General features: G+C 41.0%; 14 protein-coding genes and 1 pseudogene. 6 read left to right on the top strand and 9 right to left on the bottom strand.

The window, feature by feature from the left end; genetic code table 11:
- Window positions 1-12 precede the first annotated feature (12 nt).
- The 4 genes from C5470_RS03520 to fadR all read right to left on the bottom strand — a co-directional run bounded on the left by C5470_RS03520 (window position 13) and on the right by fadR (window position 4,673).
- A complete protein-coding gene (locus C5470_RS03520; RefSeq protein WP_166285995.1) occupies window positions 13-765 on the bottom strand; it encodes a MipA/OmpV family protein in 753 nt (250 codons plus the stop codon).
- A 278-nt stretch (window positions 766-1,043) separates the two neighbouring features.
- Window positions 1,044-2,120, bottom strand: coding sequence for a catabolic alanine racemase DadX (gene dadX / locus C5470_RS03515; RefSeq protein WP_166285993.1), 1,077 nt, complete (start codon window positions 2,118-2,120; stop codon window positions 1,044-1,046).
- Window position 2,121: 1 nt separating this feature from the next.
- Entirely contained in the window at window positions 2,122-3,432 is a 1,311-nt protein-coding gene (locus tag C5470_RS03510) for a D-amino acid dehydrogenase (protein ID WP_166286342.1), read from the bottom strand.
- A gap of 521 nt (window positions 3,433-3,953) precedes the next feature.
- Window positions 3,954-4,673 carry a fatty acid metabolism transcriptional regulator FadR gene (gene fadR, locus C5470_RS03505; protein ID WP_166285991.1) on the bottom strand — a complete coding sequence of 240 codons (720 nt, stop codon included), beginning with the start codon at window positions 4,671-4,673 and terminating at the stop codon, window positions 3,954-3,956.
- Between the two features lie 222 nt (window positions 4,674-4,895).
- Here fadR and nhaB point away from each other — a divergent pair, with 222 nt between their 5' ends.
- Together nhaB and dsbB are read left to right on the top strand one after the other, a co-directional pair.
- Window positions 4,896-6,443: a sodium/proton antiporter NhaB gene (nhaB, locus tag C5470_RS03500; protein ID WP_166285989.1), complete on the top strand. Its 1,548-nt coding sequence runs from the start codon at window positions 4,896-4,898 to the stop codon at window positions 6,441-6,443.
- A 179-nt stretch (window positions 6,444-6,622) separates the two neighbouring features.
- Window positions 6,623-7,132 (top strand): disulfide bond formation protein DsbB, encoded by a 510-nt coding sequence (dsbB, locus tag C5470_RS03495; protein WP_166285987.1) that lies wholly within the window; start codon window positions 6,623-6,625, stop codon window positions 7,130-7,132.
- A 122-nt stretch (window positions 7,133-7,254) separates the two neighbouring features.
- On the opposite strand, the gene C5470_RS03490 is transcribed toward dsbB, so the two are convergent.
- Together C5470_RS03490 and C5470_RS03485 are read right to left on the bottom strand one after the other, a co-directional pair.
- Window positions 7,255-7,560 carry a putative hemolysin gene (locus C5470_RS03490; protein WP_166285985.1) on the bottom strand — a complete coding sequence of 102 codons (306 nt, stop codon included), beginning with the start codon at window positions 7,558-7,560 and terminating at the stop codon, window positions 7,255-7,257.
- 48 nt (window positions 7,561-7,608) lie between these two features.
- Window positions 7,609-7,941 carry a DMT family transporter gene (locus C5470_RS03485; RefSeq protein ID WP_166285983.1) on the bottom strand — a complete coding sequence of 111 codons (333 nt, stop codon included), beginning with the start codon at window positions 7,939-7,941 and terminating at the stop codon, window positions 7,609-7,611.
- Window positions 7,942-8,367: 426 nt separating this feature from the next.
- Here C5470_RS03485 and C5470_RS03480 point away from each other — a divergent pair, with 426 nt between their 5' ends.
- Together C5470_RS03480 and C5470_RS03475 are read left to right on the top strand one after the other, a co-directional pair.
- Window positions 8,368-8,844, top strand: coding sequence for a hypothetical protein (locus tag C5470_RS03480; RefSeq protein ID WP_166285981.1), 477 nt, complete (start codon window positions 8,368-8,370; stop codon window positions 8,842-8,844).
- Between the two features lie 47 nt (window positions 8,845-8,891).
- Window positions 8,892-9,494: a hypothetical protein gene (locus tag C5470_RS03475; protein WP_166285979.1), complete on the top strand. Its 603-nt coding sequence runs from the start codon at window positions 8,892-8,894 to the stop codon at window positions 9,492-9,494.
- A 240-nt stretch (window positions 9,495-9,734) separates the two neighbouring features.
- Here the strand turns inward: C5470_RS03475 and C5470_RS03470 are convergent.
- A pseudogene (locus C5470_RS03470) lies at window positions 9,735-10,214 on the bottom strand (Hcp family type VI secretion system effector).
- Between the two features lie 276 nt (window positions 10,215-10,490).
- On the opposite strand from C5470_RS03470, the gene ttcA reads away from it, so the two are divergent.
- The gene (gene ttcA, locus C5470_RS03465) at window positions 10,491-11,420 is read left to right on the top strand and encodes a tRNA 2-thiocytidine(32) synthetase TtcA (protein WP_070974726.1); all 930 of its coding nucleotides are present in this window, start codon (window positions 10,491-10,493) and stop codon (window positions 11,418-11,420) included.
- Between the two features lie 351 nt (window positions 11,421-11,771).
- On the opposite strand, the gene zntB is transcribed toward ttcA, so the two are convergent.
- Both zntB and C5470_RS03455 read right to left on the bottom strand, forming a co-directional pair.
- Complete coding sequence (gene zntB, locus C5470_RS03460; protein WP_166285977.1) at window positions 11,772-12,755, bottom strand: zinc transporter ZntB; 984 nt, start codon at window positions 12,753-12,755, stop codon at window positions 11,772-11,774.
- A 17-nt stretch (window positions 12,756-12,772) separates the two neighbouring features.
- Complete coding sequence (locus C5470_RS03455; protein WP_166285975.1) at window positions 12,773-14,395, bottom strand: peptide ABC transporter substrate-binding protein; 1,623 nt, start codon at window positions 14,393-14,395, stop codon at window positions 12,773-12,775.
- Window positions 14,396-14,566: 171 nt separating this feature from the next.
- Between C5470_RS03455 and tpx the strand changes: the two genes are divergently transcribed.
- Window positions 14,567-15,070: a thiol peroxidase gene (gene tpx / locus C5470_RS03450; RefSeq protein ID WP_166285973.1), complete on the top strand. Its 504-nt coding sequence runs from the start codon at window positions 14,567-14,569 to the stop codon at window positions 15,068-15,070.
- Window positions 15,071-15,109 lie beyond the last annotated feature (39 nt).

Here is a 15,109-nt window from a genome sequence, read left to right as displayed (position 1 = left end):
CGTTTAGGGTAATTAAAAACTATATGTAATACCTGTCCAAACGATACTTGAATATGATTTATTAACCATTGGACTATCTTTAATTTCACTCGGTAGCCATTCAACACGCCCCATCATAAATACAGACCATGTCTGGTTAAATTCATAATTGGCAGATAACTCCAGATAGGGAGTCCAACTATCACTTGGAGTATATTTTTCCAACCCGCTACGATGTGATTCACGCTCTTTAATACCATATTCGTAACGATTTTGTTTTTTACTATTCCAGACCACACCTAATCCTGGTTGTAATGACAAACTCCCTATTTCAAAGTCATATAAATAAGCCAGGTCAACCGTGATCCCTTTACTTTTACTTAAAGTATCGGCCGCAAAAGAACTACGTAATGTTCCCCAATCTTCAATATGACGATAACTAAAACCGGCCATCATGGTATCGTGACGTTTATCCAGCTTTTTCAACTGCTTATCTTCATTGTCTTTTGGACTGAAACTTTGAGGATAATAATACACGTCTAAAGATAATTGATCTTTCGGTTCGTTCCACAAATAATATCCAGCAGTTAAAGTATGAAAATAGAAACTCTCACTTTCATAATTAACCATTGGAACAGGTAACACTTTATCTTCACTCTTTACTCCCTTATAAGGTGGTGACTGAGCCAGAACAGATACGCCAACTGACCACTGCCCTGCATAAGCTACCGATGAAGAACAACAAAAAGTGATGACTGTCGCTAGAACTTTTACTTTGTTGATCATTATTAACTATTTCCTATAAAACAATTATGCGATTGGCTATTATCAAATGTAAGTGTAAAAGATCATCTCCCTTATTTCCAAGAATAACATAGTATTTTTGTCCAAAAAGCACTATATGTCTAAATTAAACTTAATTTTCCTAACGAAAACATACAGATTATATATGAAAAACAGATATATTAATTTAAAAAAATCGATAACTTATTTTCTGAATAATACCAGAAATAAATTATTATTTATCATTCCCTCAATCAGATAAAAACCGTCCTGCCGGGTATTTAACGACAGATAGATACCGGAACCCGATCCGCCAGTGCACACAACAATTCATAACCAATAGTTCCAGGGATCCCAGCCACATCATCCACCGGCAGGTTTTGCCCCCACAATTCGACAGAACTGCCAATTTGGGCCTGCGGGCAAGGTGTCAAATCCACTGACAACATGTCCATTGATACTGCACCTAACACCTGAGTTCTGACGCCATCGACAATAACTGGTGTTCCCGTCATTGCTCTACGGGGATAGCCATCAGCATAACCACAGGCAACGGTACCAACTCTAATAGGGCCTGATGCTACATATTTACCGCCATAGCCAACTTTTTCCCCAGCCTTAAGATGCTGTATAGCAATAATCTCACTTTGCAGACTCATCACCGCTTTCAACCCAATATCTGCAATATCTTTCCACTTTCCACTGGGAGAAGCGCCATAAAGCGCAATACCAGGACGAACCCAATCTCGATGAGTTTGCGGATACCACAGAGAAGCGGCTGAATTAGCTAAACATTGAGCAATATTCAAGCCCTGACTGACTGAATTGATAACGCTAAGTTGTTCCGTAACGCCAATTTCCTTTTGATCTGCATTCGCAAAATGTGACATCAACGTGATTTGCCCAATTTGCCGGATATGCCTTGCCAACGATAAAACTTCTCTATATTGACCCGCAGGGAAACCCAATCGATTCATGCCGCTGTTTAATTTTAGATAAACATTGATTGGCCTGCTCAAATTGGCCATCTCGATTGCTTTAAGTTGCCAATAGCTGTGTACCACTGTTGTCAACTGATATTGATCAATTATCGGCAAATCTTCCGGTTTGAAAAAACCCTCCAACAGCAAGATCGGCCGCTGCCAACCCTGCTCCCGCAATAAAATGGCCTCATTAAAATCAAGTAAAGCAAATCCATCCGCTTGATCGAGATCCCGCCATAGACAACGCAATCCATGCCCATAAGCATTTGCTTTAACTACAGCCCAGATTTTGCTATTACCGACCCTATTACGAATAATAGCCAGGTTATTTTTCAACGCGCCAAGATGAATCGTTGCCGAAATCGGACGTGGCATATCAGCCCCTCAGTTCAGTGTGTAATTGATGGCTCAATGACCCCAATTTCGTATTAAAACCATTAATATAACGGAATACTGACAAATCATCAGAGGCAATGGAGGGTTTCTTACCTGAAATAAGATCAGCAAGTAACTGACCGGAACCACATGCCATTGTCCACCCTAACGTGCCGTGCCCTGTATTTAGGTAGAGATTGTTATATTCAGTCGGGCCAACAATTGGAGTACCATCTGGTGTCATTGGCCGCAAGCCCGTCCAGAAATTAGCCTGAGCAATATCGCCCCCCCCCGGATAGAGATCCTGCACCACCATTTTCAATGTTTCACAACGTGCTTTAAGCACATTCAAATTGAAACCCACAACTTCTGCCATGCCGCCAACACGAATACGATTGTCAAACCGGGTAATCGCAATTTTGTATGTTTCATCCAACGCAGTCGAGACCGGAGCCCGTTTTGCATCTACGATAGGCATGGTTAACGAATAACCTTTCAGTGGATATACCGGGATTTTGACAAGACCATTTAACAGTTCAGTGGAATAGGCTCCCATTGCAACGACATATCTGTCTGCCATCATGACGCCATCTTCGCACTGGACACCAGTAATACGGTGCCCTTCTACCAACAACTGTTTGACCTGCTTATTAAACAGAAACGTGACTCCAGCCGCTTCTGCCATTTTTGCCAGCTCTTTGGTAAAAAGCTGACAATCTCCCGTTTCATCGTTTGGTAATTGTAAGCCTCCCGTCAATTTGTAGGCAACATGAGCCAATGCCGGTTCAACTGTCACCAGTTTATCTGGCGTTAACAGATTGTAAGGCACGTCTTCTTGTTCAAGAACCGCGATGTCATTCATCGCATTATCAAACTGCTTATTGGTACGGAATAATTGAAGGGTGCCCCCCTGACGACCTTCGTATTGAATGCCGGTATCTGCCCTCAACTGTTTGATACAGTCACGGCTGTACTCTGCCAGCCGTACCATCCGGCTTTTATTGATTGCATAGTGGCTGGCATCACAATTGAGCAGCATCTGCCACATCCAGTGTAGTTGAAACAACGAACCATCAGGGCGGATAGACAGCGGAGCATGACGTTGAAACATCCATTTAATGGCTTTCAGTAGAATACCTGGCGCTCCCCACGGCGTCGCGTATCCCGGCGAGATCTGACCGGCATTCGCCGCGCTGGTTTCCTGCGCAACACTTCCCTGACGATCAATAACGGTTACTTCATGACCTTGCTGTACCAAATACCAGGCACTGGTTACACCAATAACGCCACTACCTAAGACAAGGATTTTCATCATGCTCCCCTGATGATTAAAAATTTAGCCAAGCATAATATGCTGCCTAAAAAAAACCAATATAGGACAATCATCGGTAACGTCAATAATCTATATTTATGATTTAGGTCACAATAATATTACATTTAAGCAACAAAAACATTTGTTGCTTATACACAAGCAATTTACAGAAACCAATACTAAGATAATGAAATTAAAATAAAAATTAAGATTTATATCGCACGCTAATTATTAAATATCCAGTAATTATTCTTATTTTTTCAGCGAAAATGATGAATCAATTAAACAACCACAAGATACCAATAACTGTCAATAAATTGAAATAAAAATTCAACTAAACCCCATAATTTTAGAACAATACTCTGAAATTTATACATTGATGATTGACTTGAGATAAGGAGAAAAAAGAAACAAAATTCCCGGGTCAGAGCATTCTGTCCCGGGTCAGCTCAAAATAGTTTTGATTTGAAACTAATGAATTGGATTAAGACTTGGCATTAAGTAAAAATACTAACGAGATATCAACGACAAACTTCAGCTAAATCACTTGGCATCGTACTTTGCATACTGTGCCAAATGATACCGCTCTCTTTACCATAATTACGAACACATTCCATGACCTTATCATAGGATTTATCACGGCATAATATCGCCAGTTGCTGATAAAAGCTCAATGCCAATTGGCGTGCCTCAGGATTAGAGAAGTAATAACGCCCTACACGGGTATATAGCCCTTTCAATCCATTGATAATAAGGCCGTAAATTGGATTGTCTGAAGCAAAAGCCAAACCACGGAAAATATCATAATCCAGAGCACTGAAAGACTCTGAGTTATCTTCCACATTCTCTTTTTTTGCCAACACTTCCAATGACTGACTTGGATTATGCCTAAAAGCTGTGCGAATAAATATTGCGGCAATATTCGTTCTCACTGCCAGTAGATTATCAATTAACTCAGGAACGCGATCGTGATCAAGACGAGCCAGTGTTTCTAAGATATTAAGACCTGATGTTTCCCAAAAGTTATTCACTTTTGTTGGCTTGCCATGCTGAATAGTTAACCAACCATCACGTGCCAAACGCTGCAATACCTCACGCAGGGTAGTCCTTGTTACACCAATTAACTCAGATAATTCACGTTCTGCCGGAAGAATAGAGCCAGGAGCAAAACGGCCGTTCCATATACTCTCAATAATATATTCTTCCGCAAAACCGGCGGGACTTTGAGCCTTAATGACCATATTTTTGTTATTCCAACGTGATTTTTTCAACTAATAATAGATGAAATTATATCAGAATGCGCCCCTCCAATATAGCTGTCTAGTCTAGAAACCGCAAAAACGGTCACGAAAAAAGCACACGAATTATTTAATTGTGCCCCATCTCCCTTAAAATATTTTGTATTAAAGCGTACTATTGTTTAAAGAACACGACCTTACGAATTTAGAGGAATTTTAACTACCATGGAAACCAATATTCGGAAAGCGGCGATAAAAAACTTTCTCGGCAACTCGCCGAATTGGTATAAGTTGGCTATCATCGCTTTTCTCATCATCAACCCACTTGTATTCTTCTTCATCAACCCATTTGTTGCCGGCTGGCTGCTGGTTATCGAATTTATCTTTACTTTGGCAATGGCGCTTAAATGTTACCCGCTACAACCCGGAGGTCTGTTGGCCATTGAAGCAGTCATCATCGGTATGACCTCACCACAACAAATTAGTCATGAAGTTGCTAATAATCTGGAAGTTATTCTGCTGCTGATATTTATGGTTGCAGGGATTTACTTCATGAAGCAGTTATTATTATTTGCGTTTACTAAGCTCCTTCTATCCATAAAATCCAAACAGATGCTTGCCTTGGCATTTTGTTTAGCCAGTGCATTCCTCTCGGCATTTCTTGATGCCCTGACGGTTATCGCGGTGGTTATTAGTGTTTCCCTTGGCTTCTATTCTATCTATAACAATTTTATCTCTGATCAGCATGATGTACTGAAGCCGAATAAAGATCATCACATTGATGCAGAGAAAAGGAAACAAACGCTCGCACAGTTTCGTGCTTTTTTACGCAGTCTGATGATGCATGCCGGTTTAGGGACTGCGCTCGGTGGGGTGATGACCATGGTGGGAGAACCCCAAAATCTGATCATCGCCAAAAGTGTTGGCTGGGATTTCGTCACCTTCTTTATTCGCATGGCTCCGGTTACCTTGCCTGTTTTTATCTGTGGACTGCTGGTTTGTTTTCTGGTCGAACACTTTAAGTTATTCGGTTATGGTGCAGAATTGCCGGAACGCGTCCGGCAAGTGCTGGAAAATTATGATAAAAAAACCAGCGCAAAACGAACCCGCCAGGAAAAAGCGCAACTTATTGTTCAGGCACTGATAGGTATGTGGTTAATTGTCGCTCTGGCATTTCATTTGGCAGAGGTTGGTCTGATCGGTCTGTCAGTCATTATTCTTGCCACATCGTTCTGCGGTATTACGGAAGAACATGTGCTAGGCAAAGCGTTTGAAGAGGCCTTGCCATTCACGGCATTACTAACAGTATTCTTTTCCATTGTTGCCGTGATCGTTGACCAACAACTATTTACGCCATTTATTCAGTTCGTCTTGCAGGCTTCAGAAACCTCTCAGCTTTCCCTATTCTATCTGTTTAATGGCCTGCTCTCGGCCGTGTCAGATAACGTGTTTGTTGGTACGGTTTATATCAATGAAGCCAAGGCCGCTATGCAAGAAGGGTTGATTTCACATAGACAATATGAATATCTGGCTGTTGCCATTAATACCGGTACTAACCTGCCTTCTGTTGCGACACCTAACGGACAGGCCGCATTCCTGTTCCTGCTGACCTCAGCATTATCACCCTTAATCCGTCTGTCTTATGGCCGCATGGTCATGATGGCACTACCCTATACTATTGTGATGACGCTGGTCGGTTTGCTATGTGTGGAATTTCTGTTAATTCCGGTGACTGAAATGATGGTTCATTGGGGTTTAATCTCTTTGCCATAACCGGCAACAAATTTATTTCACAACGTTATTACCCATGCCGGATTAAGCACTGATTATGCTTAATCCGGCTTTATTTTTTACCCGAAAAAATAGATTTACTTTAATTGACTTTTTTTGTTGCATTTTAGGCGGCAAAATAGGCGTTCAATTATTTATCTTATCTGCATGGAAAAAAGGAAATGATGCGATTTTTAAACCACTGTTCTCAAGGACGAAGTGCATGGCTGTTAATGACTTTTACTGCCTTGATATTGGAAGGTTCAGCCTTATATTTTCAACACGTGATGAAATTACAGCCCTGTGTGATGTGTATTTATGAGCGGGTTGCTCTGTTTGGTGTGTTAGGCGCAGGATTACTGGGCGCGATCGCACCAAAAACGCCGTTACGTTGGTTGGCTATTATTTTATGGATCTACAGTGCCTGGCGTGGCCTGCAATTGGCATGGGAACACACGATGATCCAGTTATATCCTTCCCCATTTAATACTTGTGATTTTTTTGTAAATTTTCCTTCATGGTTAGCATTAGATAAATGGCTCCCTTCGGTATTTGAAGCCTCTGGTGACTGTTCAGTAAGGCAATGGCAATTCCTGTCATTAGAGATGCCACAATGGTTAGTCGGTATTTTTGCCGCCTATTTGGTTGTTGCTGTATTGGTGTTGAACAGTCAATTTTTTAATCGTAAATAATTGCCAATTCAGGCGCAGCTGGTGAATCAAATATACTCGCAGAATCATGCCTAAAGGTGTCCTACCACAGTGATCCCAACGGCATGTTCCTGCTCATAACAGGCAGTTGCCTGATTTCGCCCTTAAATTGGTGCGCAAGAACCTTGCAATAACGCCCTTTCATCACAACGTTTGCCATTCACCAACTGACAAACCGGTGTTTGTGCACCATTTAATTGTACGGCTAATGCAGGTGTACCACCTGCATAAATACAAGTTGCTCTGGCATCAATTCCAAGGCCAATTTCTGGCGGAGAATATTGTATCGCCTGATATTGGACAAATGTTTTCCCTGTTTGGCTACTACAACCAGCCAATAAAGCAAAATTAAAGAATATTCCTTTTAATAAAGCTTTATTGAATCCTTTCTTATCGTCGATATTTAACATATCTCTTCTCCGAAAAACAATTCAGGGAAAACCATGCAGCATCATTAATTAATGTGCACTGCTGTCAGAAAGTAAATTTATTACCATAACGCCGGCAATAATAAGCGCCATACCTAGCATAGCCGCCCAATCTAACTTCTGCTGATATAAAAATATCGCCGCAACAGAAACCAGCACAATACCAAGGCCAGACCATATCGCGTAGGCAACTCCCAATGGCACAACTTTAACTACCTGAGATAATGCCCAGAAAGCAATGCCATATCCAACAATGACCAGTATAGAAGGGAATAATTTACTAAACCCATCGGAAGCTTTTAATGAAGCGGTTGCCACAACCTCAGCAACAATTGCCATTGCTAAATATACAAATCCATTCATAACCTTACTCTCTATAACAGAAAAACATAAATTGAACAACACTAATAGATAAAAACGGGCTGAATCTATCACAAATCCTGGCAAGAGTAACGTAACAAAAATGATATATTCCGTTCCCTAAATCCAATTTTTGCATTATTTACGGCGTGCCCACAGAAGTATCCTGATGACAAGAAAATCGTTGGAAAGATTCTACAAGAAATATGGAAAAGTGCTAATGATAGCTTCCAGTTTTGCGATTCAGACCAAAATCATTCAGCACGAGAACCTTTACCATCACTTAGGAAAATATGGCGTCGAGGGATTAAGCACCGATATATTTATAAATTAAAAATAATCCTATTATCTGATTAAGCAATAATTGGAAACTTATACTGTCTGAATTCGAGTAATCTTATTTCAACATGCTTTGAGGGGCAAAGTAGTATGGAGAGGAACATTCAACCCGGCTTCTGTGTAATACAACAACCTGGAGGATTAAGTTTTCAGGCAAGCTTGCTGTTCAGCCATTCAAATAGCAAAGCGGCCCGGTATCTTATGGAGTTGAATGCCGATAACCGGTACCTGAAACCAGGACAGATTCTACTTGTTGCCGATCCCGATTCTTATAATCCGCCGCATATAATGCAGCTCTTAAAGCAATCCCAATATGCAATAAATCAATCCGTTGCTCCCTTGCCTAATGAATATGCCGCATTTTTGCATCGTCATTTTGGTCTGTTTCATTATTTACTGGATCAGGGTGGGACACTGATCGGTACTGCTTCATCACTGGGTAAAAGCTACTTTTCTGAAATTAATAAAAACCTGTCAAAGTTACAGTCTCTTTATCAGAAAGAATATATACCCTATAGATTTCAAGATGCATCGAGACGGCAAGGGAGCGAATCCCCGGGAGCATAGCGAACTATGTGACCGGGGTGAGCGAGTGCAGCCAACAAAGAGGCAACTTGAAAGATAACGGGTATAGGTTAAATGGGCTAAATCGAAAATATGCCAGCCCCGATTTTTATCTAGAAAGACAGAAGATCATGGGTAACCTAAAGAGACTATTGCATAAGGTTGGGCGACTTTCTTTAAAAATCGAAGAACATCCTAACTTAAAACATGCGCTAAAGTTGTCAACTAAAGCCATTGCCCATCAATGGGATAAAGCAGGGCTTGGTGCAATAAAGGGATATAGTCAAACAATTATCCAAAGTGCAAAAATGGTTAAATGGATGAAGTACGGTGGCCGTATTGCGATCGGATTGGACTTTGTTGATACCTCCGGGCAGGTTATTGATACCTGTAATTACGGACAATCAGGACAATGTGAAAAAGTGGCAGTTAAGGAATATAGTAAATTTGCTGGCAGAACGAGCTTGGACTTTTTGGGAGGATATTACGGTGGAATTGCCGCAGGCACGGCATGTTTTGCTCTTGGGGCTGCAACTGATGGCTTGACAGTTGGACTTTGTATGGCTAGTGGTGGCCTTGTAGGTGGTTATGCCGGTAGTAAAGGTGGCGAATTGCTAAGCGAACTTATTGTTGAATTATCAATGGGGTACTAATATGAATAGAGCCGCCTTTATCATCTTACTTATTTCTTATATTTCCTCCATTCTTTTTCTCGTTATATCTATAGTCATTGACTTACTCAAAAAGTATGCTTCACTACTAACTAAAATCTAAACATATGAATTGTATTTTAGAGTTAGGATTATAATAAACACAACTTCTTTATATTAATATTTTTATTCAAAAAACACGCTTAGTTATTAGCTAAAAACTAAGCGTATAAATTATAGTTATCAATAAACCATCTCATCCCAAATACAATATCCTGATGTTCCTGCCATATAATGCCGACAAGTAATATTAACATACTGAACTGAAACAACTTCCTCCGGTTGTCCTTTATTATCATTGACAACATGCGGATAATTAACATTTAAACTACAAATTTTTGCCCCAGTGAGCAAGATGGAATAGAAAAGTTCTTGTGAACCTATTTGCGAGGTCCGATAAACATCAAATGTCAATTCCAGTTTTTCATGGTTAGCCGCCGCTATCATTAATAACGGTGAAGATTTATCTAATGGTTTAATGAAGTTTACCGGCTGATAATTGACATTCTACGCGACAGTCAGGCCATGATTAAATTGCAGTACCATAATTTGATTTTCATGTCCATTCTGATACCGGTTACCAATAGAATCCAGAGTTGAGCATCCTTGAGAAATAAGCCCTTGCGTTTCACCTTTTATCGTTACATAAATCATATTTGCCATACTATTCATCCTATATTTCTGCTTAATCTTTCATTCTGAACTGCTTTTTTTACATTTCAATGATAAAATTGTAAAAAATAGTTAAATATCTTATATAAATGTAAATACAGAACACCTACAGTCAATCTGAAAGTACGATCCTTATCTTCTATAACAGAAAAAACTGTCAATTCTTCAGCATTAACGGGTAAAAACGAGCGGAATCTATCACAAACTCTTTAAGGTGCCGGATGATAAAAATGGTATACTCTCCCCCCTAAATTCCATTTAAACATTATTTACAGAGCGTCCGTGGTGGATCAGAAAGCACAATATAACCAGAACAAATTACAGAAACGTTTACGCCGTGATGTCGGTCAGGCCATCGCTGATTTCAATATGATTGAGGAAGGCGACCGTATTATGGTCTGCCTTTCCGGTGGTAAAGACAGCTATACCCTGTTGTCTATCCTGCAAAATCTGCAAAAAAGCGCTCCGATTAATTTCTCACTTGTTGCAGTTAATCTGGATCAGAAGCAACCAGGTTTTCCTGAGCATATTCTTCCCGCTTATCTGGACGAACTGGGTGTCGAATATAAAATTGTCGAAGAAAACACTTACGGCATTGTGAAAGAAAAAATACCCGAAGGTAAAACAACGTGTTCTCTTTGTTCCCGTCTGCGGCGGGGCATTTTATATCGCACAGCGACCGAGTTGGGCGCAACTAAAATTGCATTAGGCCATCACCGCGATGATATTTTGCAAACCCTGTTTCTCAATATGTTTTACGGCGGCAAACTAAAAGGGATGCCACCGAAGTTGATGAGTGATGATGGTAAGCATATTGTGATCCGTCCCCTCGCTTATTGCCGTGAGAAAGATATTGAGCGCTATGCAACCGCCAAAACGTTTCCTATCATTCCTTGTAATCTCTGTGGCTCGCAACCCAATTTGCAGCGCCAGGTTATCAAAGATATGTTACGGGAATGGGATAAACGCTATCCGGGAAGAATTGAAACGATGTTCCGTGCGGTTCAAAATGTCGTTCCATCCCATCTCAGTGATTTTAATCTGTTTGATTTTAAAAATATCACTCATGGAAGTGAAATTATTAATGGTGGTGATCTCGCTTTTGACCGCGAAGAATTACCGGTACAACCCGCCAGTGATATAGAAGATCAACCCGATTATCAATCAGAACGGCTGGATATTGTCGAAGTAAAATAGTTATTCTTAGTAATACCGCTCCAGATATATTTCAGGGCGGTAATTTCTTTTTATTTTTCACTGCCATTTTTATTTGCTATTTCCCTATTCTGCTTATGACAACAATGAAAAAAAGCCGATATTAAAAAGTAATATCGGCACAAGAATGGGCAATTATTCTGTATAAAGACTCATGTGAGAAAAACTACAATTATGGAGAACAACGTTCATCGCTTAACGTTGTTTTCACCTGCGGGAGTCATAATGCCTCAATAACACCAGATACGTATTGATATATCTCAAATTTAAGGGCCAATTTTAGCGATATTTCCCGATAGTTGTGTTTTATTTCCCTGAACAATCATTTAATTTTTATAACCATTTACTGCGCCTTAACCACCACGCAACAAATATAATCAATCCCAATAATAACAAGCAAAAAATACTAAAACCCCAATAATATTCATTGCCAGGAATACCACCAAGGTTGACGCCAAATAATCCAGTCAGGAATGTTGTTGGCAAAAAAACCATCGCAAATAATGACATCACATACGTACGACGATTCATCGCATCCGCCATCATTGATGTAATTTCATCTGAAATAACGGCGGTACGAGCAATACAACCATCCAAATCATCTAATTCCCTTCCCAGACGCTCGGAAATCTCCTGCATCCGACGACGATCTTCATCACTCATCCAAGGTAATCTTTCACTGGCAAGACGGGCAAATACATCTCTTTGAGGTGCCATATAACGACGCAAAACAATCAATTGCTTACGCAGCAAGGCCAATCCCCCCCGCCCCGGTATCTGCTGCTCCAGAATCATATTCTCAAGCTCGATAAGATTGTCATGAAGATCTTCAATAAAATTACCGACTTCATCAGTGATTGCATCAACCATATCGACCAACCAGTGCCCGGTAGTTTGCGCGCCGATGCCATTTTGCAAATCACTCAATACCTGTTCAAGTGAATGAACTTTACGGTGGCGGCTGGAAATAACCATTTTAGAGTTAATATAAATGCGGAATACCACCAGTTGATCGGGGCGTTCACTTTCATTGCTATTAATTGTTCGCAACGTAATCATCGAACCATCGGCGGTACGGATTATTTTCGGTCTCAAACTTTCCCCAGCCAACCCCGCTTTAACCGGTTCTGGTAATAAATCCGTGTCTATTATCCAGCGATAACTCTTGGGATTACGGTAATCCAGATGTTGCCAGAAAGGTTGAGCTGGCGTGGCTAATGCATTCATATCTATCGCTGTCATACCGCCTTGACCATCAAACTGACAGGTATAGACTGCATCGGCATCTTTAAATGATGAACCATAAATTGTTTCCACATCCAGCTCCTTACTATTTAGTGCTTGATAATGTACATAGTATGGCTATAGGCCACATCTTCAGGATTGGTGATCGGGTATCCTTTTAGCCAAGGTTTTATCAACCTGCCGTTTGTATACTGATAAATTGGTGCAATGGGTGCCTGTTCAGCAATCATCTGTTCCGCTTTGTTATAGTCATCGTTTCTCCGGACATCATCCGTTTGCAAACTGGCAGATTGCAGCAGTTTGTCATAATTAACCTGATGGAATTTGGCAATATTACCACTATGCGTTGAAGTCAACAGGCTCAGAAACGTGGATGGTTCGTTGTAATCCCCCACCCAAGATGCACGAATAACATCAAAATTGCCGGTGTTACGGTTATCAATATACGTTTTCCATTCCTGATTCACCAGATTCACCTGCACACCCAGTTTTTTCTTCCACATAGAGGCGACAGCAATAGCAATTTTCTGATGGTTTTCAGAACTATTATAGAGCAGAGAAAGTTTCAGTGGGTTGTTCGGACCATAACCCGCCGCCTGTAACAATGTCTTAGCCTGTTGGTCCAGCTCTGCTTGTGTGTGTTGTTCCATGTCACTGATCACAGGATGGAAACCGGCCGTCACATCCGGCGTGAAATGCCAGGCAGGTTTCTCTCCTGTCCCCAATACTCTTTCCGCAATAATTTTACGGTCAATCGCCATAGAAAGCGCTTTACGCACTCTGGCATCATTGGTTGGGACACGTTGGGTATTGAAGGCGTAATAATAGGTGCCCAATTGATCTGGCGTATAAACCTGCCCAGGTAATTCATGGCACAACTTTTTGTACATATTTTTCGGGAAAGATTCGGTAATATCCAGATCATCAGCCAGATAGCGTTTAGTCGCATGTGATTCCTGATTAATAGGTACGAATGTGACTTTGGTCAGAACTGTTTTTTTATGATCCCAGTAATAAGGATTTGGCGTCAGAACGATTTTCTCATTCACAACCCGATCATGTAATTTGAAAGCACCGTTCCCCACCAAATTACCAACCTTTATCCACTCTTTCCCATATTTTTCTACCGTTTTCTTATTGACCGGATAGAGACTGAAATTCGCGGTCAAATTAGGGAAATAAGGCACAGGCCGATTTAGCGTCACCTGTAATATGTGCGTGTCAATGGCCTTAACACCCAGTTTTACAGGAAGCAATTTCCCGTCAATAATTTCCTGCGCATTCTCAATACCCGCCAGTGCGGCAAACCAGGCAAAAGGAGAGGTATTAACTGGGGTGACTAATCGCTGCCAACTATACACAAAATCCGCCGCAGTAACCGGTTCCCCATTTGACCAACGGGCATCAGAACGCAACGTAAAAAACCAGGTTTTGTTGTCTGCCGTTTTCCACGCTGTCGCAACTCCGGGGATTGCATTGCCATACGCATCCTGATTTACCAGCCCTTCAAACAGATCACGCTGAACCTGAGCTTCAGTCAGGCCCACCGCATTAATTGGATCTAAGGATGCCGGTTCGTCTTTTAAGTGACGTATCAATTCTTGTCTGTCATTAAGCTGAGTACCGGAAGGCACTTCCGCAGCGAAGGCCGAACCAATGAGAAAGGAGCCACTGATAAGTAGTGCACATGAAGTTAAGCTGAAATAGCGCATTTAAGGTAATCTGCCCTGTATGTAAGATAATTATTTCAGAACCAAATTATAAGCCATTGCTGAAATGGCACAATCAGACAATTTTACTTCATAGGCGCTATTTTGATGGGCAAGAGCCGATTATTCTTCTACACTGGGAGGCTGTGGTTCATTTATCAGAGGAAGAAAACTATGACACAAACAGTAAAATTTCAAGGCAATGATATTTCCGTAAGCGGCCATTTCCCAAAATCAGGGGAAAAAGCGAAAGATTTTACTCTGACAGCCAAAGATCTCTCCGATGTCTCTCTCAGCCACTATGCTGGAAAACGTAAGGTACTGAATATTTTCCCAAGCATTGATACCGGTGTTTGTGCAGCATCAGTCCGTAAATTTAATCAGGTAGCGAATGACCTGGAAAACACCGTTGTATTGTGTATTTCTGCCGATCTGCCTTTTGCGCAGTCACGTTTCTGCGGCGCGGAAGGGTTATCTAATGTAGTCACTCTTTCTACTCTGCGTGGCGGTAATTTCACAGAAGATTATGGCGTTGCTGTCAGTAACAGTCCTCTGAGTGGTCTCACAGCCCGGGCAGTCGTTGTGCTTGATAAAAGCGATAACGTGATTTACAGCCAATTAGTTGATGAAATCACTAATGAGCCAGATTATGACAGCGCACTGGCGGCACTGAAATAAACCCATTGATTTTATAATGCCCACTTAATGTGGGCATTA

This window comes from Photorhabdus stackebrandtii (assembly GCF_011189495.1).
GTDB lineage: Bacteria > Pseudomonadota > Gammaproteobacteria > Enterobacterales > Enterobacteriaceae > Photorhabdus > Photorhabdus khanii.
The sequence above is the reverse complement of the archived record's forward strand: the minus strand, read 5'-3'. Positions and strand labels throughout refer to the sequence as shown.